At 62.7% G+C, this 21,511-nt stretch carries 20 protein-coding genes; 4 read left to right on the top strand and 16 right to left on the bottom strand.

The features are described 5' to 3' along the window. Positions 1-54: 54 nt before the first annotated feature. The 5 genes from F3H98_RS07865 to mtgA all read right to left on the bottom strand — a co-directional run bounded on the left by F3H98_RS07865 (position 55) and on the right by mtgA (position 4,011). Positions 55-303, bottom strand: a complete 249-nt coding sequence (locus F3H98_RS07865) for a DUF982 domain-containing protein (RefSeq protein ID WP_149759575.1) — start codon at positions 301-303, stop codon at positions 55-57. A gap of 404 nt (positions 304-707) precedes the next feature. Then, positions 708-1,115 carry a hypothetical protein gene (locus F3H98_RS07860; protein WP_149759574.1) on the bottom strand — a complete coding sequence of 136 codons (408 nt, stop codon included), beginning with the start codon at positions 1,113-1,115 and terminating at the stop codon, positions 708-710. Between the two features lie 145 nt (positions 1,116-1,260). Beyond that, entirely contained in the window at positions 1,261-1,440 is a 180-nt protein-coding gene (gene rpmF, locus F3H98_RS07855) for a 50S ribosomal protein L32 (protein WP_149759573.1), read from the bottom strand. 157 nt (positions 1,441-1,597) lie between these two features. After that, entirely contained in the window at positions 1,598-3,250 is a 1,653-nt protein-coding gene (locus tag F3H98_RS07850; protein ID WP_149759572.1) for an alpha/beta hydrolase, read from the bottom strand. Positions 3,251-3,285: 35 nt separating this feature from the next. Further along, positions 3,286-4,011, bottom strand: a complete 726-nt coding sequence (mtgA, locus tag F3H98_RS07845; RefSeq protein WP_149759571.1) for a monofunctional biosynthetic peptidoglycan transglycosylase — start codon at positions 4,009-4,011, stop codon at positions 3,286-3,288. Positions 4,012-4,159: 148 nt separating this feature from the next. On the opposite strand from mtgA, the gene F3H98_RS07840 reads away from it, so the two are divergent. Both F3H98_RS07840 and F3H98_RS07835 read left to right on the top strand, forming a co-directional pair. Next, positions 4,160-5,077 carry a polyprenyl synthetase family protein gene (locus F3H98_RS07840; protein WP_149759570.1) on the top strand — a complete coding sequence of 306 codons (918 nt, stop codon included), beginning with the start codon at positions 4,160-4,162 and terminating at the stop codon, positions 5,075-5,077. 205 nt (positions 5,078-5,282) lie between these two features. Continuing rightward, positions 5,283-7,628, top strand: a complete 2,346-nt coding sequence (locus F3H98_RS07835) for a response regulator (RefSeq protein ID WP_149759569.1) — start codon at positions 5,283-5,285, stop codon at positions 7,626-7,628. A 103-nt stretch (positions 7,629-7,731) separates the two neighbouring features. On the opposite strand, the gene F3H98_RS07830 is transcribed toward F3H98_RS07835, so the two are convergent. From F3H98_RS07830 to phaR, 10 genes are all read right to left on the bottom strand, one after another. Further along, positions 7,732-8,589, bottom strand: a complete 858-nt coding sequence (locus F3H98_RS07830; RefSeq protein WP_149759568.1) for a lytic transglycosylase domain-containing protein — start codon at positions 8,587-8,589, stop codon at positions 7,732-7,734. A 4-nt stretch (positions 8,590-8,593) separates the two neighbouring features. Continuing rightward, entirely contained in the window at positions 8,594-9,844 is a 1,251-nt protein-coding gene (gene ispG / locus F3H98_RS07825; RefSeq protein ID WP_149759567.1) for a flavodoxin-dependent (E)-4-hydroxy-3-methylbut-2-enyl-diphosphate synthase, read from the bottom strand. 206 nt (positions 9,845-10,050) lie between these two features. Then, positions 10,051-10,572 carry an RNA pyrophosphohydrolase gene (locus F3H98_RS07820; protein WP_149759566.1) on the bottom strand — a complete coding sequence of 174 codons (522 nt, stop codon included), beginning with the start codon at positions 10,570-10,572 and terminating at the stop codon, positions 10,051-10,053. Positions 10,573-10,580: 8 nt separating this feature from the next. Then, positions 10,581-11,759, bottom strand: coding sequence for a divergent polysaccharide deacetylase family protein (locus tag F3H98_RS07815; protein ID WP_149759565.1), 1,179 nt, complete (start codon positions 11,757-11,759; stop codon positions 10,581-10,583). Between the two features lie 118 nt (positions 11,760-11,877). Then, positions 11,878-13,209, bottom strand: coding sequence for a S41 family peptidase (locus tag F3H98_RS07810; protein WP_149759564.1), 1,332 nt, complete (start codon positions 13,207-13,209; stop codon positions 11,878-11,880). Next, positions 13,199-14,530, bottom strand: coding sequence for a murein hydrolase activator EnvC family protein (locus F3H98_RS07805; RefSeq protein ID WP_149759563.1), 1,332 nt, complete (start codon positions 14,528-14,530; stop codon positions 13,199-13,201). The genes F3H98_RS07810 and F3H98_RS07805 overlap by 11 nt, the downstream gene beginning before the upstream one ends. 121 nt (positions 14,531-14,651) lie before the next feature. Then, positions 14,652-15,134 (bottom strand): 23S rRNA (pseudouridine(1915)-N(3))-methyltransferase RlmH, encoded by a 483-nt coding sequence (rlmH, locus tag F3H98_RS07800; RefSeq protein WP_149759562.1) that lies wholly within the window; start codon positions 15,132-15,134, stop codon positions 14,652-14,654. Between the two features lie 16 nt (positions 15,135-15,150). Then, a complete protein-coding gene (rsfS, locus tag F3H98_RS07795; RefSeq protein ID WP_188130363.1) occupies positions 15,151-15,531 on the bottom strand; it encodes a ribosome silencing factor in 381 nt (126 codons plus the stop codon). 232 nt (positions 15,532-15,763) lie between these two features. Next, entirely contained in the window at positions 15,764-17,053 is a 1,290-nt protein-coding gene (locus F3H98_RS07790; protein ID WP_149759561.1) for an MFS transporter, read from the bottom strand. A 164-nt stretch (positions 17,054-17,217) separates the two neighbouring features. Next, positions 17,218-17,832, bottom strand: coding sequence for a polyhydroxyalkanoate synthesis repressor PhaR (phaR, locus tag F3H98_RS07785; protein ID WP_149759560.1), 615 nt, complete (start codon positions 17,830-17,832; stop codon positions 17,218-17,220). A gap of 302 nt (positions 17,833-18,134) precedes the next feature. Here phaR and F3H98_RS07780 point away from each other — a divergent pair, with 302 nt between their 5' ends. Both F3H98_RS07780 and phbB read left to right on the top strand, forming a co-directional pair. Continuing rightward, entirely contained in the window at positions 18,135-19,319 is a 1,185-nt protein-coding gene (locus tag F3H98_RS07780) for an acetyl-CoA C-acetyltransferase (RefSeq protein WP_149759559.1), read from the top strand. A gap of 94 nt (positions 19,320-19,413) precedes the next feature. After that, positions 19,414-20,136, top strand: a complete 723-nt coding sequence (gene phbB, locus F3H98_RS07775) for a beta-ketoacyl-ACP reductase (protein ID WP_149759558.1) — start codon at positions 19,414-19,416, stop codon at positions 20,134-20,136. Positions 20,137-20,218: 82 nt separating this feature from the next. On the opposite strand, the gene aqpZ is transcribed toward phbB, so the two are convergent. Further along, entirely contained in the window at positions 20,219-20,908 is a 690-nt protein-coding gene (gene aqpZ / locus F3H98_RS07770; RefSeq protein ID WP_149759557.1) for an aquaporin Z, read from the bottom strand. Positions 20,909-21,511 lie beyond the last annotated feature (603 nt).

Genomic DNA, 21,511 nt, shown 5'->3' with positions numbered 1-21,511 from the left:
AAGCTGTGATTGTCGGGAGCGGGCCAGGGCATCGCTGACCCATCGGGATCGCGGTCAACTCAGCACGTAACCTTCGACGAGAATTTCGGCTTCGCGTGCGGCGGCCACGAAGGCCTGCATTGCCTCGAGCGGAGTGGCGTCGCCATCGATCGCCATCCTCACCCGTTCGGCCGCTTCCGCGTGCCTGGGGCCATATCTCGGCCAGCGATCCGACAGGAACGCGGCGGCTGCCTCTGCATCTGCGACCATCAGAAGGCAGTAACCTTTGGCGACAATGACGGGCATCGCAAACGAACAATTCACGAAGATCCTCGTTCAGCCCGCCGCCTTACCGCTTCTCAGTGGAACGTCTGGAGTTTGAGCTTCGGATGGCCGTGGCTGTTCGTTGGAAGGACAATTGCACTTGAGGCACGTTGGCTAAAAGCTAACCAAATCAACCGGCAAACACGACACAGCCGCCTGGCTAACCGGGTCATCACTTCGGACGGTGCAATACGCCCTCTCCCTAATGGAGATCGGCAGACAGAGTTCTCGCACGCGATGACGCGCGGGAAATCATCAGTAGCCGGGTTGATTTTGTGGTTTCAAATTGCCGAGCGGGTGTGCCGCTCCAAAGGTCGCGTAGGGCGCTCACAGCAAGGTGCGGCGAAGCGGCACCTCAGCCCATGAAAGGCCGAAAATGTTTCGGCAGGGCCGGCGCTCTGTGGCTACTCCATATTGAGGTCGCGGCCGGCCGAGCGCAGCGAAACGGAGAAGCCGGCCAGCACGTCGACCAGCGCTATAACCATGAGCGTGAAAAACACCGAATGGGCGGCCGCCGTGACCAGCAGGAATTCGACCAGGAAGGCAACGAACACGAAGGTCGACAGCAAATGGTCGACGATCGAGGCGTTCGAGGTACGTGTCGATTTTAGGATCTCGACGAACAACAGCAGCAGCGCCACCACGATCAGCAGATCGCCGACTGTCAGTGAGAAGATGCCGCCGGACATCATCGTCAGCGAGAAAATGTTGGTTGCCCAGATATCGCTGCCGGCGGCCTGTCCGAACGATCCGGCAAGGCCAAGATTGTAGAGGATGAAGGGCACGATCAGCAGCGGGATGCCACCCAGCATTGGGACGTCTCCATTGGGCTCATTTTTCCTAGAAGCCCGTGGGTTTGACCGGCGTCAAGGTTTTTCAACGACAGTCATTCGCCAAACGAAAAAGACCGGCACGAGGCCGGTCTCTTTCAACTCGATAGGAAACGAGGCCGGAAAATCAGCCCTTCGGTTCCAGAACCTGGCGACCGCGGTACATGCCGGTCTTCAGGTCAACGTGGTGCGGACGGCGAAGCTCGCCGGAATTCTTGTCCTCGACATAGGTCGGGGCCTTCAGCGCATCGGCCGAACGGCGCATGCCGCGCTTGGACGGCGAAGTTTTTCGTTTAGGAACAGCCATTGGATCTACTCACTCATCGGTCAAAAGCCCCATGGTCCCTCGTGAAAGGGCCATATGTGCGGGCCGGAATCCTGAAAGTCGGCGTGCCTATACACAACTGACATTGCTTTGACCAGCACTGGAGCGGATATTTTTTGCCGCAGGCCGACAAAAAGGCCTATCGCCGGTTGATGAAAAAGTCCTTCAGGCGCTGGACGTCGGCTTCGCTCCAGCCCTTGGCGTCGGTCACCTCGATCCAGGCGTCGATATAGTGCTCCGGCGCGTAGACATGGCCATATCCCATCGGCGTGATGGTCGCCATAGCCATGTCGAGCGCTAGCTGCAACATCGTCACCACCGGATACCATCGCAACTCCCCCGACACATCGGGACCGCGCGGCTCGTTCATCCAGGCCGGCTTTCGGTAGAAGGATTCGGGCTCGAAGAAGGTAACCGGGTCGCTTGCGTACTGGAGATAGACGATCCGCATCGGTCCCCATCGGGCGCCGGGGATATCAAGCGCGTTTTCCTGATGTGTGAAGCGGACAAAGGAACCGTCACGGAAGCGTGGCAGCCAGGCCGGGGACCCCGGATTGCGGCCATCGGTGAAACGCCGCCAGTCTTGGCTTTGGAAGGGAGGGCCGCTCCACAGAGCCCCTTGGAACGGGTCGCCGATGATATCGTAGAGTTCGGTCGAAAGCTGGGAACTCAGCGCGCCGAGGCTGAGCCCATGCAGGTAGAACTGGGGCCGTGTCTCCTTCGGCAGTGTCGTCCAGTAGGAATAGACTTCCGAGAAAAGGGCCCGCGCCGCTTCAGCGCCATAGTCGGGTTCGACCAGCAGTGAGAGCCAACTGGTCAGGTAGGAATACTGCATCGCGACGCTCGCAATGTCGCCGCCATGCAGGTATTCGACCGTGTCCATTGCTTCGGGATCGATCCAGCCGGTGCCTGTCGGCATGATGACCACAAGCACGGAGCGGTCGAAGGCGCCGACGCGCTTCAGCTCTTCCAATGCAAGTTTTGCGCGTTCTGTGGCCGTTTCGGCATTGCGCAATCCGACATAGACGCGGATGGGCTCCATTGCGTCTTGCATGCGGAAAGCGCTGAGGTCGGCTTTCGATGGCCCCGTCGCGATAAATTCGCGCCCGGCCCTTCCAAGCTCCTCCCAATCGAGCAACGACGCCGTACTTCCGGTCTTGTTTGGATCTGTTGGTTTTTCGGTGCTGGCCTCGATCAGTTCATCAAATTTGCGAAACGAGGTGTCTGCGGCGTGCAGGGCAGATTTGAAAAGCACCCCGTTGGCCACTGTCCAGAACAGCGCGACCGACACAATGACGCCGATGACATTGGAGACGCGCCGGGGAACGTAGCGCCGCAGCGGCCCGGACGAGTAGCGAAAGCTCAACTCGAACAGTCGCGCCAGAGCGATCAGGAGGACAAAAACCAGCAGGGCGATCAAGCCGACGCGGAGCGGGTGGGCGCTGTCGACGGGCTCGAGGTTCATCACGGCGCGAATGGAATTCTGCCATTCCGATGCATGCCACAGGAAGGTGACGACGATTGCGGCGCAAATGACGGTTGCAACCAGCTTGATGGCGCGCGCCGCCCGGCGTGCGGGTTTGGGCAGTTCCAGATAGTCCCATAACCACAGCGCGAAAACGCCGACCCCATAGCCGGCGGCGAACGAACATCCTGACAGCGCACCCTGCAGGGGGTAAGCGCGCGGCAGCAAGGTCGGGGTCAGCGACGCGGCGAAGAAGAGGGCGCCGACGAGCAGGCCCGTAGCCGAAAACGACTGCCACAGACGCAGCGCCCAACGTTTAATCACCATGACAGGCCTCCTGGATTCCGGGAGTAGGACTAGCCTCAATCGACGCAGCCGACATAGCCGCCGGCACGCGCCGCCCGTCTCTCGATGACCGAGGCGAGCCGCCGGAGGCCGGGGCCTGGCTTGGCCGGATCACGTGCGATCGGATTGGGCAGGCTGACCGCCAGCAATGCTGCCTGCCGGCGTGAAAGCTCTCTGGCAGGACGTTTGAAATGATACTGCGCCGCAGCTTCGACGCCGTAGATGCCAGGCCCCCACTCGGCAACGTTCAGGTATATTTCCATGATGCGCCGCTTCGACATCACCAGGTCGAGATAGACTGCCAGGGGCAACTCTACGATCTTGCGCACCGTGCCCAGCGGGCGCTGCCAGAGATAGAGATTTTTCACCGTCTGCATGGTGATCGTGGAAGCGCCGCGGGTTGCCTCGCCGGCCATCGCGTCGTCGATCACCGAATTGAGTTCTCCCCAATCGATGCCGCGGTGCCCGCAGAATTGCCCATCCTCCGACATGATAACGGAGTGGACCAGCACCGGCGAGACGTCGTCGATCGAAACCCATTGCCGGTCATAGCCCTGGAACGTGACCAGGTCTTTCAGCATCAGCGTCGAGATCGGATGCACGAACGGCGGCAGGTAAAGGATCGCAAGCACCAGGGGCAGCATCCCAAGAGCGATGAGCGCCAGCAAGCCGCGCCCCATCCCGCCGCGTAAACCGACGCCCAACCACGCCCTGCGCGGCGACCCCTTCCGTTTCGCCGGCATGCCCAGCCCTTCCGGTTCTGGATCAACTGTTGGCCCGGTCAAGCCCGATGTCCCCGAGTTCATCCCTTTCGCATACCGGGGCGATGCTTCGAGCGCAATGCCGGCGACCGCTTGACCGCCAGTGCTTTTGGCTTAAACCGTGCCGCTCATGGACAAAACCGTTGATCTGCCCTTCGAAACGGCCCTTGCAAGGCGCGCGCTTGCTGTCGAGGCGTCGCTGCGCGACCTGCTTGGCGACCGGATCCTGCCGGGCGAAATAGCCAGGCCCGAGCGCTTGATGGCCGCCATGCGACACGGGGTGCTGAACGGCGGCAAGCGGCTTCGGCCTTTTCTCGTGATGGAAACGGCAGCACTTTTCGGCGCCGATGGAGAGGCCGCCTTGCGTGTGGCGGCCGCACTCGAGTGCGTCCATTGCTACTCGCTCATCCACGACGACCTGCCGTCGATGGACAATGACGACCTGCGGCGCGGCGAGCCGACCGTACACCGGGCATTCGACGAGGCGACTGCGATCCTCGCCGGCGACAGCCTGCTTACCTTCGCCTTCGACGTCATCGCCGATCCGGTGACCGCACTTTCGGCATCGACGAGAGCCGCGCTGGTGCTGGGCCTTGCACGCGCGGCAGGCCTGGGAGGCATGGCAGGCGGCCAGGCGCTCGACCTCGAGGCCGAAAGAAAGAAGCCAGGCGAGGCCGGCATCATCACGCTGCAGGCGATGAAGACCGGCGCGTTGATACGCTTCGCGTGCGAAGCGGGCGCGATCATCGCTGACGCGGCGCCCCCGGAACGCGAACGACTTGCCGAATTCGGCTCGGCCATCGGCCTCGCGTTCCAGCTGGCCGACGACCTGCTCGATCTCACGTCGGACGCCGAGACCATGGGCAAAGCGACCGGCAAGGATGCTGCAGCCGGCAAGGCGACGCTCGCCGCGCTGCATGGCGGCAACTGGGCGCGCCAGCAACTGGTCGGCCTTGTCGAACAGGCGCAATCGCTGCTCGAGCCGTTCGGGGAGCGCGCGGAATTGCTGAAAGCGGCTGCCCTGTTCATCGCCGAGCGCCGCAACTGACGTACGTCTGCCGAAGTTGCGTGAATCCTTTTCACGAGACGTGCGTAGGGAATTTTGCCAGCCCGTTTCGCGCCTGGGTTGCCGCCTTGCGTGCTGCTGCCGCACCGCACACCGTTTCTTAATGTAAATCAGGCGTAATCCCGCTCGCTAAAGCGCTGGCAAGAGCTTTGCCGAAAGGCATGGTTCTGGGTGTTCGGGGGTTCGCGTGCCGCAATATACATCCTTTGTCCGGTCGATCCGGGTTCGCTACCTGTCCGGATTGCTCGCGATAGCCGTTGCCGCAACGGCCATCATGTTCGCCATGAACAACATCAACGCTTTCCGCCGGCAGCTCGATACGACCGCGGCCGATACGATCGCGTTGATCCGTGACCTGCGGAACGCAGCCAACTTCGCGGATCAGACGGCGACCGCCTGGCGCGAGGACACGCGTGACGAACTGACCTCAGCCGCACGCGGGCACGCCGACCGGTTGACCGCGCAGGTGGAAGCGCTGTCGCGCGCCTATGCCGATGTCCTGCCTCGTCTCGGTTCCGCCAATTCCGACGAGATCAGGTCCGCTTCAATCAACGGCGACCTGTTCTGGTCGGCGCGCGATATGATCCGCAACCTGGGTGTTCTCGCCAAGGCTCAGAAGATCGACGAATGGAGCAACCGCGAGATCCGCAACCAGAACGATCTTTTCGCGCAGCCTCTGCTGGTGCGGGCACGTACAGCGCTTGAGAATGAGAGGCGTGCGGCCGAATTCACCGGCGACCGCATTCTGACCGGCGCCAGCGTCCTGATGATCGTTGTGCTGGGGCTGGTTGCCCTGTGGATATTCCGCCCAATGGAAAAGGCCATCCGCCGCGCCTTTGATGCTGCCGAGACGTCGCTCAAGCAGGCCGAGGCAGCGGATCGCGCCAAGTCCGAGTTCCTTGCCAATATGAGCCACGAGATCCGCACGCCAATGAATGGCGTGCTCGGCATGGCCGAACTTCTCGCCAAGACCGACCTCAATGCCCGCCAGAAGACGTTCACCGATGTCATCGTGAAGTCGGGCAATGCGCTTTTGACCATCATCAACGACATTCTCGATTTCTCGAAGATCAATGCCGGGCAGCTGACGCTCGATCCAGCGCCATTTCGGCTGGCCGAGGCAGTGGAGGATGTCGCCACCCTGGTTTCGGCGCGCGTCGCCGAGAAAAACCTCGAACTGATTGTGCGCGTCGACCCCCGCCTGCCGGGCTATCTTGTCGGGGATGTCGGCCGCTTTCGGCAGATTGTCACCAATCTGCTTGGCAATGCGGTGAAATTCACCGAACGCGGCCACGTACTGATCGACGTCGCCGGCGAGGTCAGAGACGGTGTCGCCCACCTTCACGTCCGCGTCGAAGATACGGGCATCGGCATCCCGGCCGAGAAATTGCAGAGCGTGTTCGAGAAGTTCGCGCAGGTCGACGGCAGTTCGACGCGCCGCCACGAAGGCACGGGGCTCGGTCTCGCCATCGGCGCCCGCCTGATCGACATGATGGGCGGCAACATCGGCGTCGAGTCCGAACTCGGGCGCGGCTCCGTCTTCTGGTTCACCGTGCCGCTGCCGGTGCATTCTTCCGCCGCACCGACTGCTCCGGTGCCGGTCGATGTCACCGGCGCGCGCGTGCTTGTCATCGACGACAACCCGGTCAACCGCGAGATTCTGCTCGAGCAGCTGAAAAGCTGGGGTTTCGACTGCGCGGCTGCCGAAAGCGGCGCAGTCGGCCTGGCGTTCCTCGACCGCGCCGCCCAGCTCGGCGCCTCCGTCGATTGTGTCATTCTCGACTACCAGATGCCCGGCATGAACGGCGCCGACGTCGCCAAGGCGATATGTTCGGACCAGCGCACCACCCACATTCCGGTCATCCTGCTCACATCGGTCGATCAGATCGATTTCGGCCGTATGGTGATCGAATACGGCATCGCTGCGCATCTCACCAAGCCGGCCCGCTCCGCGGTGCTTCTCGGCACCGTCATCGCGGTGATCCAGAAGGCGCGCTCGGCCGCCTTGCGGTCGGAATTCACGCGCGCGCCGCAATTCGAAGCGGCGCCGCAACCGGACGCACGGCGTCTTGTCCAGATCGCGGCGACCATCGAGCGCGAGCCGCCGGCGGCATCGGCAAACGTGCCGCTCGACATCCTGATCGCCGAGGACAACGAGGTGAACCAGCTTGTGTTCGGTCAGATACTCAACGGGCTCGACCTGTCCTATCGGATCGCCGCCAACGGGCGCACCGCGGTTGAGATGCACCGTTCGCTGAAGCCCCGACTGATCCTGATGGACGTTTCGATGCCGGAGATGAATGGCTACGAGGCGACCCGGGCAATCCGCGCCGCCGAGCGCGCCACCGGAGGCCACACGCCGATCATCGGCGTCACCGCGCATGCCCTGAAGGGCGATCGCGAGAAGTGTATCGATGCAGGCATGGACGACTATCTGTCGAAGCCGATCTCGCCGGATCGCCTGAGCGCCAAGATCGGCAGCTGGCTCAGCGAAACATCGCTGCCGGAGAGGGAGCTCGCCAGAAGCGCATAGCGGGCGTCGGAAAAATCCGATGCGTAAACAAATAGATAGAGTGTATTCCGCCTGAGCACCGCTCTATCTGTTGCAACCAGGTGATTTCTCCTGGCTGCAGAATCTATCGGTTGCGAAGCACGATGCAGGCGCCACCTGCGCCGCGCAGCTTCCGGCAGATGTCATCCGCCTCCTTGCGCGAATCGGCGCCGATCCGCACCGCGTAGACGCCGCGCCGGCCGCGCGGCGTGCGCACCCTGCTTACCACCGGCTCGTAGCTCGACAGGAGCGCGGGGAATCTGCCTTGCGTCCGTTGCCACTGCCGGACCGCGGCAGCGCGGCGGAAATTGCCAGCCACCTGGATGCCCCAGGGCTTGACGTTGATGCTAGCCATGGGGATGGTCGCCGACATGATGACAGGCAGGTTGCGGCAGGCCTTGCGGAAGTCGAGTTTCGAGTCGAGCGGGTGAATGGTGCCCTGGTAGCCGGCGGTGGAGAAATTGTCGGCGGGCTCGCCCATGATGTCGAGCACATAGTCCTCAGTCTCCAGCGGCAGGAACCCGCCAGACGACAGCCAGCGCGCCACCCGGTTCTCACCCGCATTATAAGCGGCTGCCGCCAGACCCAGATTACCAAATCCGCGTTTCAACTCGCCGAGATATTTGGCCGAGGCGGGCAGCGCCTGCTCCACGTCGAACGAGTTGGCAAGGCCGCGTATCCTGGCGGTTCCCGGCATGAATTGCGCGATGCCCTCGGCGCCCACCGGGCTTTCGGCATTGGGGTCGAAGCGGCTTTCCTTCCAGATCAGCCGGGCGAAGAAATCGCGCGGCAGCTGATGGAGGTCCGCTTGTGTCTCGATCAGATGGCAGATGCGGCCGATGGTGACCGGCCTTTCGCCTTTGCCCGGTGGATCGGCATACGAATCGCCGCACCATCCCAGACCGACAACGAGCGCAATGGCGAGGCTCGCGGCGGCGCGCAAGACACTACTCCGCTGCCTGTTTGCCCCGGCCGTAGCGCGTCTCGATATAGGTGGCGACCATCTTCTGGAATTCTTCGGCGATGTCCGGGCCGCGCAGCGTCGCTGCCTTCTTGCCGTCGATGAAGACGGGTGCCGTCGGCGTCTCGCCGGTTCCGGGCAGCGAAATGCCGATATCGGCATGCTTCGATTCGCCGGGGCCATTGACGATGCAGCCCATCACCGCGACCTTCAATTCCTCGACGCCGGGATATTGCTCGCGCCAGATCGGCATGTTCTTGCGGATGTCGCTCTGGATGTTCTGGGCAAGTTCCTGGAAGACGGTCGACGTGGTGCGTCCGCAACCCGGGCATGCAGCCACGATCGGAATGAACTGCCGGAAACCCATCGTCTGCAACAGTTCCTGCGCCACCTGCACTTCGCGGGTACGGTCGCCGTTCGGTTCCGGCGTCAGCGAAACGCGGATCGTGTCGCCAATCCCCTGCTGCAGGAGGATGCCCATCGCCGCGGACGATGCCACGATGCCTTTCGAGCCCATGCCGGCTTCTGTCAGCCCGAGATGCAGGGCATGGTCGGAGCGTTTGGCGAGTTCCGCGTAAACCGCGATCAGGTCCTGCACCTGGCTTACCTTGGCCGATAGGATGATCTTGTCGCGCGCCAGGCCGATCTCTTCCGCTGCATGGGCCGACAGCAGCGCCGATTGCACGATCGCCTCGCGCATCACCTGGTTGGCAGTCAGCGGCGAGCCGTTCTTCTGGTTCTCGTCCATCAGCCGGGTCAGCAGTTCCTGGTCGAGCGAGCCCCAGTTGACGCCGATGCGCACCGGCTTGTTGTAACGGATCGCCATTTCGACGATTGCGCCGAACTGCTTGTCCTTCTTTTCCTTGAAGCCGACATTGCCGGGATTGATGCGGTATTTCGCCAGCGCCTCGGCGCATTCCGGATGATCGGCAAGCAGCCGATGGCCGATGTAATGGAAGTCGCCGACCAGCGGCACGTTGATGCCAAGCCGGTCGAGCCGTTCGCGGATGCCAGCGACAGCGGCAGCGCTTTCATCGCGGTCGACCGTGATGCGCACGATCTCGGAACCCGCCTTGGCGAGTGCTGCTACCTGCGCCACCGTCTGGTCGACATCGGCGGTGTCGGTGTTGGTCATCGATTGCACGACCACCGGGTGGCCGCCACCCACCATCACGCCGCCAACATCGACGCCGACCGAATGACGCCGGTCGAAGGGGGAGGAGTAATATCCGGTCATCGCCGGGCGCCTTCTCTGCTATTGCATCGGCCCGAAAATCGGAAAGCTCGAAGCATAGATTCAAAGTCCTGGAGCGTCCTTTGCGTATCCAAAAGCACGCGCGGCGCTCCAAGGGGATCAGGCCCAATCAGGTGGCCGAGCAAACGGGCGATGTCAAGGCATCAGGAGGTCGCTGCCACGCCTCCGCGCAACAACGGTTCGCCCGGTCAGCCGGCGAGATGCCTGAACGTCGCCACCACCTGGTCATAGACCCCGCGCTTGAACGGCACGATAAGCCTCGGCAACTCGGCCATGGGCTTCCAGGCCCAGCGGTCGAACTCGGCCTCGTGACCGCCGGGCGGCGGGTTGATCGCGATCTCGTCCTCGTTGCCCTCGAAGCGGAAGGCGAACCATTTCTGCGTCTGGCCGCGGTATTTTCCTTTCAGCGCGACGCCGACGAGATGCGGCGGCAGCTCGTAATTGATCCAGTCCGGCGCTTCGGCCAGCAGGGAGACCGAGCGCATGCCGGTCTCCTCATAGAGTTCGCGCTTCGCCGCCGGCAGCGGGTCTTCGCCCTTGTCGATGCCGCCTTGCGGCATCTGCCAGAGCTGCTCGGCGCCCTCCATCTCGCCTTTTGAGACGACGATGCGATGTCCGGCCCAGACCAGGCCCTGTCGATTGAGCACCATGACGCCGACGCATGGGCGGTAGGGCAGGGTTTCGGGATCGACGTGCTTGCTCTTGGCCATGCCTTCGGTTACCCGCGCTCGGGGTCGCTGGCAACCGCCGATACCGGCACGATCTCGATGCCGCGCTTCTTCGCTTCGTTCACCCAAGAGGAAACGGCGTCGACCGTCACATCGAAGGCCGAGCCGGTGCCGATAGCGAAACCCTTGGCGCGGGCGGTGCGCTCCAGCTCGTCAAGTTTCTTCAGGATCTCGCCGCGCTCGCGCACCGCGTCGATCGCCGCGTCGCCCTCGGCGAACGGCACGCCACTCTTGAGCGCCTCTGCCGATGCGGTACTGCGTGCCAGCGAGCCATCGTCGAGATACATCAGCCCGCGTTTGCCGAGTTCCGCCATCACCGGAGCCATCGCTGCGGCATCGGCGGAGAAGCGCGCGCCCATGTAATTCATGACGCCGGTGTAGTTGGTCGTACGCGACAGCGTCCACAAAAGGTTCCGCACGTTCTCCTGCGGGCCGGCCTCGACGGTCAGCGTGTTGCGGCCCGGGTTGACGTTTGGGTAGTCGAACGGCTCAAGCGGCACCTGCATCATGATCTCGTGGCCCTCGCGGCGTGCCGCCTGCATCCAGCGGCCGATGCTGTTGCCCTGCGATGCGAAGGCAAGTGTCACTTCCGGTGGGAGTTTCCTGATCGCGTCGTCGGTACCCGACTGCGAGACGGCGAGACCGCCAATGACGATCGCCACGCGCGCGCCACGCGCCCCCGACCAGGAGCGCTGATAGACATCGAACGGGCGCCGTCCATCGGCCGCGCGAATTGGCAGCGGGCCGGTTTCGGATTGTTCGATCAATGCCTGATCCGGCAAATGCGCGATGCGCAGGTTCTGGCCGATCGCGGACGGATCACGGACGATAACAACGCCGCTGCCGGTATTTTGCTCATCGGGATTGACGCGGATGATCGAGGGGCCAGGCTGGCTGCTCGAGGAAGCCGATGCATCGGCCGGCGGCGCGATCTTCGTCAAATCTGCATTCACCGGCTGCGTGGTCTGCGGTGTCGATACGGCGACGACGGCCGGAGCGCGGAATGGCCGCTCGCGAAAGGCGATGGCGCTCGACGTGGCAGCCAGCACGATTGCAACGCAAGCCGTGGCGAATGAGCGGCCGCTCACCCTTGAACGGCCGTCCTGCCCCGATTTCGGCTTTTTCGCCAATCCGAGCGGCTGTTCGATTTCCTTGATCGCTGGCGACAAGCCCGCTTTCCCCTGTAGGCGGGAGGCTCTGGCAAAAAACTGCCGGAATCGCTTCGATCCCGACAGTTCATTTGCTACGCCACAGCCGGACCCCCGTCTGCCCGGCTGCGATAAACGCTTACTGCTGCTGGTTCAGCACGGCCTTCTGCGGGTTCGGCGGGAAGGCCGGGTCCGTCTTGGTGCCGCGCAGAAGATCGAGCGCGTAGTTCAGCTGGATGTCGTCTTTCGGTTCCGGCGGCACATAGGCTGCAGAGCCCGAACCCTGGTCGCCTTCCTCGGCGCCCTTGATGTGGCCCTTCAGGTCGGATTCGCCACGGGTGACGTCGCGACCCTTCAGGTCTTCCGGCAGCGGCTGGTCAACCTTGATGTCGGGCGTGATGCCCTTGCCCTGGATCGACTTGCCTGACGGCGTGTAATAAAGCGCCGTCGTCAGTCGTAGCGCGCCGTTCTCGGCAAGTGGGATGATGGTCTGCACCGAACCCTTGCCGAACGACTGCGTGCCGAGCACTGTGGCGCGGCGAAGATCCTGCAGGGCGCCGGCAACGATCTCCGAGGCGCTGGCCGAACCGCCATTGATCAGCACGATCACCGGCTTGCCATCAGTCAAATCGCCGGGACGCGAATCGAAGCGGGTAATGTCCTTCGGGTCGCGGCCGCGGGTTGAAACAATCTCGCCGCGGTCGAGGAAGGTGTCTGAAACGCTGACCGCCTGGTCGAGCAGGCCGCCAGGGTTCAGCCGCAGGTCGAGCACATATCCCTTCAGCTTGTCCGCGGGGATCTTGGACTGGATGTCTTCGATCGCCGCCTGCAGGTCATCGAAAGTCTTCTCGGTGAACGAGGTGATCTTCATGTAGCCGACGTCGTTCTCGACGCGGTACTTCACGGCTTTCACCTTGATAATGTCGCGCACGATGGTCAGCTTGATCGGCTTGTCGGCGCCTTCGCGCACGATCGTCAGTTCGATCGGCGTGTTGACGAGGCCACGCATCTTCTCGACCGCGTCGTTGAGCGTCAGGCCACGCACTTCCTCGCCATCGATCTCGGCAATGAAGTCGCCGGCGCGAACACCGGCGCGCGCTGCCGGCGTGTCGTCGATCGGCGTGATCACCTTGACCAGCTCGTTTTCCATGGTGACCTCGATGCCGAGGCCGCCGAATTCGCCCTTGGTCTGGACGCGCATGTCCTTGGCGGCTTCAGCATTGAGGTATGAAGAATGCGGGTCGAGCGAGGTCAGCATGCCGTTGATGGCGCTTTCGACCAGAGCTTTCTCGTCCGGCGGGGTCACATATTGGCCGCGCACGCGTTCGAAAATATCGCCGAAGATCGCCAGCTGGCGATAGGTTTCCGAACCTGCCGCGTTTGCCGACGAGCTTGGCGCGCCGTAGACCAGGCTCATCGCGGATGCGCCCATCAGCGCACCAGCAAACAGAAGCGACAATTTACGTACCATTTCCTGTCCTTCCAGAAAAACGCGCTGCCCACCACGGGGCAGGGTCGACGGGCTTTCCGTCTTTTCGGAATTCTACATAGAGTTCCGGACCGGTACTTCCAACACCATTTGCCGAGGTGCTTGCCACCCTGGCCTCTCCCATCGCGCCGACCGGCTCGCCCGCAAGAACGGCTTGACCTGTCGTCACACTGATTCGACCCATTCCGGCCAACACGACATGATAACCGTCGCCGGCATTCAGGATCAAGAGTTGCCCGTATGACCTGAATGGCCCCGCATAGAGTACGCTTCCGTCCGCAGGCGCGGTGACGATGGCGCTCGATTGTGTCGCAACCATGTCGCCAAGCATCACTCCGCCGTTACTGTCGTCGCCGCCGAAACGGCGCGCCACCCGGCCAGCAACGGGCAAAGTCAGCTTGCCCCGCATCCGCGAAAACGGCGCGGTTTCGACTAGCCGGTTGCTCTCCGGAACCGGCATCGCCGAAAGTGCCGCTTCGCGCTTCCTCCGCTCTTCTTCGGCGCGGCGCGCCTTCTCCTCAGCCGAACGGGCGCCGACGATGTCTTTTTCCAACGACGCGATCAGGTCCTTCAGGCTGCCGGCCTTCGCCGCGAGTTCCTCCGACCTCTGTTGTTCGCTGGCGAGCGCGGTCTCCGATTCGTCCTGAAGCCGGCTTTTTGCCGCGAGCAGCAGGTTGAGCCGTTCCTTTTCGGCCACCTGTTCGGCAACGGTTGCGCCGAGGCGCTGGCGTTCCGCCTCGATCGAGGCTGTGATGCGGGTCATTTCCTTGAGATCGGCAAGCAGTATTTCGGTTTCGGAGCGCAATTCAGGAACGACGGCGCCAAGCAGGATCGCGCTGCGCACCGACGACAGCGCATCCTCCGGCTTCACCAGCAGCGCCGGCGGCGGGTTGAGGCCTATACGCTGCAAGGCGCCCAGAACCTCGGCCAGCACGTCGCGGCGCGCTGCGAGCGATTGGCGAATGCCTTCCTGTTGGTCCTTCAGGCCTTCGAGCCGGTCAGTGATGTCTTCGATGTCTTCGCCAAGCTTCTTTTCGGTCTTGGCGGCCTGGATCAGCGCGGCGGTAATCGTCGCATGGTCTTTCTTGACCGATGCGATCTCGGCGGCGAGTTTTTCCAGCTTCTCGGACGACAGCGCCATCTCGCGCGCGACACGGTCATACTCGGCACGGCTTTCCGCCTGCCGCGCCTCGATTGCCGCCGAATCTTCCGTCTGGGCGGCAGGCGCCGGCGTCACCGCCAAGGCCACGGCTACGGCGAAGAACCGTGCAAAATCGCTTGCCGCTCGATGAAAGCCCGTCATGGTGATCTTCGTTTCCGGATGCCCGACCCTAAGGAGAAGGTCGTTAATGGACCGTCAACCATATCTTCCCCGCCCGGCGCAAGGCTCGTGCCGTCCGTTTGGAGAATAGGCCAAAATCCGCTCACGCGCGATGATAAGGATGACCGGAGAGGATGGTGGCTGTCCGGTAGAGCTGTTCGGCGAGCATGATGCGCACCAGCTGATGCGGCCAAGTCAGCGCCCCGAACGACAGGACGAGTGTGGCTGCCTGATGCAGCGCCGGGTCGTGACCGTCGGGGCCGCCGATGGCGATGGCGAGATTGCGCTGGCCGCTGTCGCGAAAGCCGGCGATCCTTTCCGAGAACTGTTCGGAGGAAATGTTCTTGCCACGTTCGTCAAGCAGGAAAAGCACCGCGCCGGGCGCCAACTGCGCCTGCAGCTTCTGTGCTTCCTCGCGGCGGCGTTCGGCAACGCCTTGCGCGCGGCTTTCCGGGAATTCGCCGACGCCCGAGAATTCGAGGCCGATCGCGGGGCCGCTCTTGGCGAAGCGGTCGAAATAGCGGTCCGCCAGTTCCTTCTCGGGGCCAGCCTTCATCCGGCCCACGGCATGTACCGCAATCTTCATCCCTGTCAGTGGCGGTTCAGTGAACCGTCTCTTCCTCGAGGTCGGGCGCCTGCCACATCTTTTCGATGTTGTAGAACTCCCGCACTTCCGGACGGAAGACATGGACGATGATATCGCCCGCATCGACCAGCACCCAGTCCGCGGCGGCCAGCCCTTCGACGCGGGCATTGCCGTAACCGGCATCCTTCAGCGTTTTGAGCAGTTGATCGGCCACCGCCGCGACATGACGGTGCGACCGGCCTGAGGCGACCACCATATAGTCGCCGAGGCTCGATTTACCCTGGATGTCGATGGAGACGATGTTTTCGGCCTTGGAGTCTTCCAGACTGGCAAGGACCGTCTTGATGGATCGGGACAATTCGTCGTTTCGGCTTATCCCGATCGGCGAAGGCACCATGGATGCCTTCCTCTGGATTGCTGTTCGCAGTGTCTTTCCTTTCGAAACAGGAACAACCAAATCGCCAACCAAATCAGGCGACACTACTTAGATAGGCAGAGAACGGTTACAGTTTCAAGACGCACCGCCATCAGTCTTACGCAGGAAAACGCATACGCCGTTCGCGTTCCCGCAGGCCGGAATATCTAACTTCGCCAGGTTTCCGGAATTCGGGCGCAAGACGGACCTGATCCTATCGAGCCGGCTCTTCTTCTGTCGGGAATGCAAGATCGACAGGCAAAGGCGCCTGTGCGCTCATCGGCGAGAAACTGCCGGTTTCTTCCGCCGGAACGGGCTTTGCCTGGACGATGCGCCAGATTACAAAACCGGCATAAGCGGCAGCGATCGCGATCGCCACATACATGAAGGACTGCGTTCCATAGAAGGCCGTCAGAACCGTCACGATGCCGGGAACGACAAATCCCGAGAACGACCAGGCAAATAGCAGCGAACTCGACAGGGCCACAAGATCGTTCTTGCCGGCGCGGTCGCTGGCATGCGCGCTCGCCAGCGAATAGATCGATTCGCTGGCGCCGTCCCAGAAGACATAGATGACGATGAGGATGGCGAGCGCCCTGCCATCGAAGCCGACTGCCAGCCAGCCGGAGACGACGACGAGCACAGACGCGGCCACAAGCACGTAACGCCGGTCTATCCGGTCCGAAATCCAGCCGAACGGTATCTGCAGCAACAGGGTGCCGAGCGGCATTGCCGACAGCAGCAGTGCGACATCCTGCTGGCTGTAGCCCTTGGCCGTTGCGTGGATAGGCGCGAAGCCGGTGATGCTCATGGAAAGGCCGCCGACTGCGAGCATTCCGGCGACGCCGACCGGCGAGATGCGCCAGGCATGGCGGATCGCCACTGACGCGGCCTGCGGCGGCGGCGGCTGGCGCAGCCGCGTCATCCCGACCGGAAGGATCGAAAGAGCCGTAAAGGCGATGCCGATCAGCGCTGCTTCGGCGCTGGCGATGTCGACGAAGGCCAGCGTGTAGTAGCCGATGCCCAACCCGGCGACGTAGGCGACGTAGAAGATCGCCATGACGCGGCCACGGATGGCGTTGCCGATGACGTCGTTCAGCCAACTCTGGGCGACGACGAAGAGCCCGCATATGGCGAGACCATAAAGGGTACGCGCGGCGATCCACAGCAGCGGATAGGCGCCGGCGCCGACCGCGGCGTTGGAGAGCGCGACCAGCGCCGAAAGCACCATGAAGCCGCGGGCATGGCCGACGCGGCGCACCAGCGGCCCGGTGAGGATGCAGCCGGCGAGGCCACCCGCCGAAAGCCCCGTGACAATCAAGCCTGCCCATGTCGGCGAAAAGCCTTCGGCACCAAGGCGAACAGGGATGTAGGCAAACATCAGCCCGTTGCCGATAGCAATGAGCGCCATCGAGACGATGATGCTGGCAATGGCAATAGCCGGTGCGGATGCGGGCGATTGCTCGCCGTCCGGTGCTTCCCTTTCAAACGCGGCCTCTGCCATGCGGGCAGACTGCCAACAGGCGCGGATGAAAGAGGCGGCAAAAACGACATGCAGCGGTTCTGCAATGCCGCTCGCGGGATTGGCAGGCGGTTATCTACCAGCGTCGCGATAAATGCAGTACGGGTGCCGGCCGTTGCGGCGCCGGCAGCCCGAGGGGCCGGACCCTATCCCATGGACTCGATCTTGCGCTGCATCGCAGCGATCTGGTCCTTCAGTTCCTGAAGGTCGTCGGACTTTTCGGCCGCTTCCTTCTTGGCGGGCTCGGCGGCGGGAGCCGAAGCGGCAGATGTACCGGAGTTGGGTGGGAACGGCGTAAACAGGCGCATCGCGTTCTGGAACATTTCGATGTTGCGGCGCGTCTGTTCCTCGATCGCCTTGATGGGCGTGGTGATCTTCATCATGTCCATCGGCGATTTGCCCATCGCCGATTTCATCTGCTCGCGAAAGCGCTCCTGCTCCTTGGCGAAGGCAATCATCGATTGTTCGAGGAAGCTCGGCACCACCATTTGCATCTGGTCGCCGTAGAAGGAGATCAACTGCCGCAAAAACGGCACCGGCAGCATGTTCTGCCCGTCCTTGTTCTCAAGTTCGAAGATGATCTGCGTAAGAACGGGGTGGGTGATGTCGTCGCCGGTCTTGGCGTCCTGGACGGTGAAATCCTCGCCGCGCTTCACCATTTCGGCCAGATCTTCCAGAGTCACATAAGTGCTGGTGCCCGTATTGTAGAGGCGTCGGTTGGCATATTTCTTGATGACCACCGGATCGTCTTTTGCGGGCATCAGAACCCTCCCAAGCAGGCCGGCGTCATAAGTAAGCAGCCGGCAACGGTTGCGCCTTGGCAAGGATATGCTCAAAAGCATTCGTTTTGAAAGCGGTTTGTGCAGTGCGGGATCACACCTGCTTTAAGCAACTGCTTTATTAGGGGGCAAAAATGCTGCGCAGCATGGGTGCAGCATAAACCCTGCGGCGCCCGCCAGCTTGCGGGCAGGGTGGATTTTCCGGTTTGACTCGGCTCCCGGAAAGGGCAAGAAAAGTCATGACAAGCCGATAACAATATTCCCTGAGAAGTCTGGAGATGAAAATGCCCGCTTCCGAATCAATCGTCGTCGCAAGCGCCACCCGCACCCCGGTCGGCTCCTTCAATGGCTCCTTCGCCAACACGCCGGCCCATGAACTGGGCGCCATCGTCGTCAAGGAAGCGCTGTCGCGGGCGGGCGTCGACGCGGCTGAGGTGGACGAGGTGATCCTCGGCCAGGTCCTCACCGCCGGCCAGGGGCAGAACCCGGCGCGGCAGGCGGCGATCAAGGCCGGCATACCCAAGGAGGCAACCGCCTGGGGCCTTAACCAGGTCTGCGGTTCGGGCCTGCGCACCATCGCAATCGGCATGCAGCAGATCGCCACCGGCGACGCCAGGATCATCGTGGCCGGCGGCCAGGAATCGATGTCGCTGTCGCCGCATTGCGCGCATCTGCGCGCCGGCGTGAAGATGGGTGACTATTCGATGGTCGACACCATGATCCGCGACGGGCTGTGGGACGCCTTCAACGGTTATCACATGGGCAACACGGCGGAGAACGTGGCGCGGCAGTTCCAGATCACCCGCGAAGTACAGGATGAGTTCGCCGTCGGCTCGCAGAACAAGGCCGAGGCGGCGCAAACGGCCGGCAAGTTCAAGGACGAGATCGTCTCGGTGACCATCAAGGGCCGCAAGGGCGACACGGTCGTCGACCAGGACGAGTACATCCGCCATGGCGCGACGCTGGACGCCATGCAAAAGCTACGGCCGGCCTTCGACAAGGAAGGCACGGTGACGGCGGCCAATGCTTCCGGCCTCAATGACGGTGCTGCCGCGGTGGTGCTGATGACAGAGGCCGAGGCTGCGCGCCGTGGCCTGACGCCGTTGGTGCGGATCGCTTCCTGGGCAACCGCCGGCGTCGATCCCGCCATCATGGGCACGGGGCCGATTCCGGCCTCCAAGCGGGCGCTGGAAAAGGCCGGCTGGTCGGCAGCCGACCTCGATCTCGTCGAGGCCAACGAGGCATTCGCCGCGCAGGCCTGCGCGGTCAACAAGGGCATGGGATGGAACCCGGATATCGTCAACGTCAATGGCGGGGCGATCGCCATCGGTCATCCGATCGGCGCGTCGGGCACCCGCATCTTCAACACGCTGGTCTACGAGATGCGCCGGCGCGGCGCCAAGAAGGGGCTCGCCACCCTATGCATCGGCGGCGGCATGGGCGTCGCCATGTGCGTGGAGGCACTGTAGAAATTTTCAAAGACCAACGGGCGGCCAGGGCCGCCCGTTCCATTTCAAGCCCGGCCAACGGGCGATCACGAGTTCAAGCCAAGGGGAAACGACCATGACCAGAACTGCACTTGTCACCGGTGGATCGCGCGGTATCGGCGCCGCCATATCGATCGCCTTGAAGGGCGCTGGGTACAAGGTTGCCGCCAACTATGCGGGCAACGATGAGGCGGCGCAGAAATTCAAGGCCGAAACCGGCATCCCCGTCTACAAATGGTCGGTTGCCGAATACGATGCCTGCGCCGACGGGATCAAAAAGGTCGAGGCCGATCTCGGCCCCATCGACGTGCTGGTCAACAATGCCGGCATCACCCGCGACGCGCCATTCCACAAGATGACCCCCCAGCAGTGGAAGGAAGTCATCGACACCAATCTTTCCGGTGTCTTCAACATGACGCATCCGTTGTGGAACGGCATGCGCGAGCGCAAATTCGGCCGCGTCATCACCATCTCGTCAATCAACGGCCAGAAGGGCCAGTTTGCGCAGGCCAACTATTCCGCTTCCAAGGCGGGCGACCTCGGTTTCACCAAGGCGCTGGCGCAGGAGGGCGCACGCGCCGGCATCACCGTCAATGCGGTCTGCCCCGGCTATATCGCCACGGACATGGTCATGGCGGTGCCGGAGAAGGTGCGTGAATCGATCATCGCCCAGATTCCGGTCGGCCGTCTCGGCGAGGCGGACGAGATCGCGCGCTGCGTGGTGTTTCTCGCTTCCGATGGAGCGGGTTTCATCACCGGCTCGACCATTTCCGCCAATGGCGGCCAGTTCTTCGTCTGACCGGGATTACGTCGCTCCAACAAAAACGGCGCCCCGGGGCGCCGTTTTTCATTTGCAGGGTGATTGGGCAGACGATGCCCGGTTACTCGTCGCCGAAAAGCGACTTGTGAGCGACGCCGGCAATCGCCGCGCCGATAATCGGAGCCACCCAGAACAGCCAGAGCTGCTGCAGGGCGACGCCGCCGACGAACAGCGCGGGGCCGGTCGAGCGGGCCGGATTGACCGAGGTGTTGGTGACCGGGATCGAGACGAGGTGGATCAGGGTCAGCGCAAGGCCGATGGCGATCGGCGCAAAACCGGCGGGCACGCGGCCGCTGGTGGAGCCGAGGATGATCATCAGGAACATGAAGGTCAGAACCACTTCGATGAGCAGCGCCGAGGTCAGCGAATACTTGCCGGGCGAGGCATCGCCGTAGCCATTGGTGGCGAAGCCGCCGATCGAGGTGAAATCCGCCTTGCCGGTGACAATCAGGTAGAGCACCGCCGAAGCGACGATCGCGCCGACGACCTGCGCAACGACATAGGGGATGAGGTCGCCGGCCGGCAGACGCCCGGCCGTGAACAGGCCGACCGACACCGCCGGGTTGAAGTGACCGCCGGAAATGCCGCCGACCGCATAGGCCATGGTGAGGACCGTCAGACCGAACGCAAGTGCGACGCCGGAGAAGCCGATGCCCAGTTCGGGAAAAGCGGCGGCCAGAACCGCGCTGCCGCAGCCGCCGAAGACAAGCCAGAATGTGCCCAGAAATTCCGCAAGAAGACGTTTGGTCATGATTTCCTCCTCATACCAACACGCCGCGATGACGCCACGAAACCGATGCGAATACAATTGTGACGTGTGATTGCGGGAACCCCCGAACCCGGAAATCACAACATTTTTCAACAGTTTGCCATTCCTCGTCTCGTCCGTGTCCGGGCAGGCCATGTGCCGGAACAGGACGAAAAGGTTAACAGTCCGGCGGAACCGCGCCTTCGGCGCTCGACGCCGGCTCACTTTCTCGGTCGATGGGCGCCGCAGGACACAACATGTTGGGGTGAACGGAACGGGAAAACTGTCCTATCGCTGATTCGTCGCCGATTCGTTCCGGGTTTGGGCGGAGTGTTAACGAAGCCGCGCCGGCAGGCCGGTGCCGTTGCGAATCCCCGGCAAAAACCTGAATGAAATCTTTGCATTAGCGGCTTGTTAACCGCGTCTTGGCGGCGCGGCTTGCCTCCGCGAAACGAAAGTTAACGAAGATCGCGGGATTCGCCCTGCGCGCCGAAAACCCGATTCAGCATGTGGTGCCGCGTCTACCCCTCAAGTCTACATGTCGCGGTGAACAAAACCTGAATCCATGCGAGTCAGTGATTCGTCGCCGATTCGTTCCAGACTCGT

The sequence above is a fragment of the Neomesorhizobium albiziae genome, from assembly GCF_900114255.1.
GTDB lineage: Bacteria > Pseudomonadota > Alphaproteobacteria > Rhizobiales > Rhizobiaceae > Neomesorhizobium > Neomesorhizobium albiziae.
This window is presented reverse-complemented; position numbering and strand designations above follow the sequence as displayed.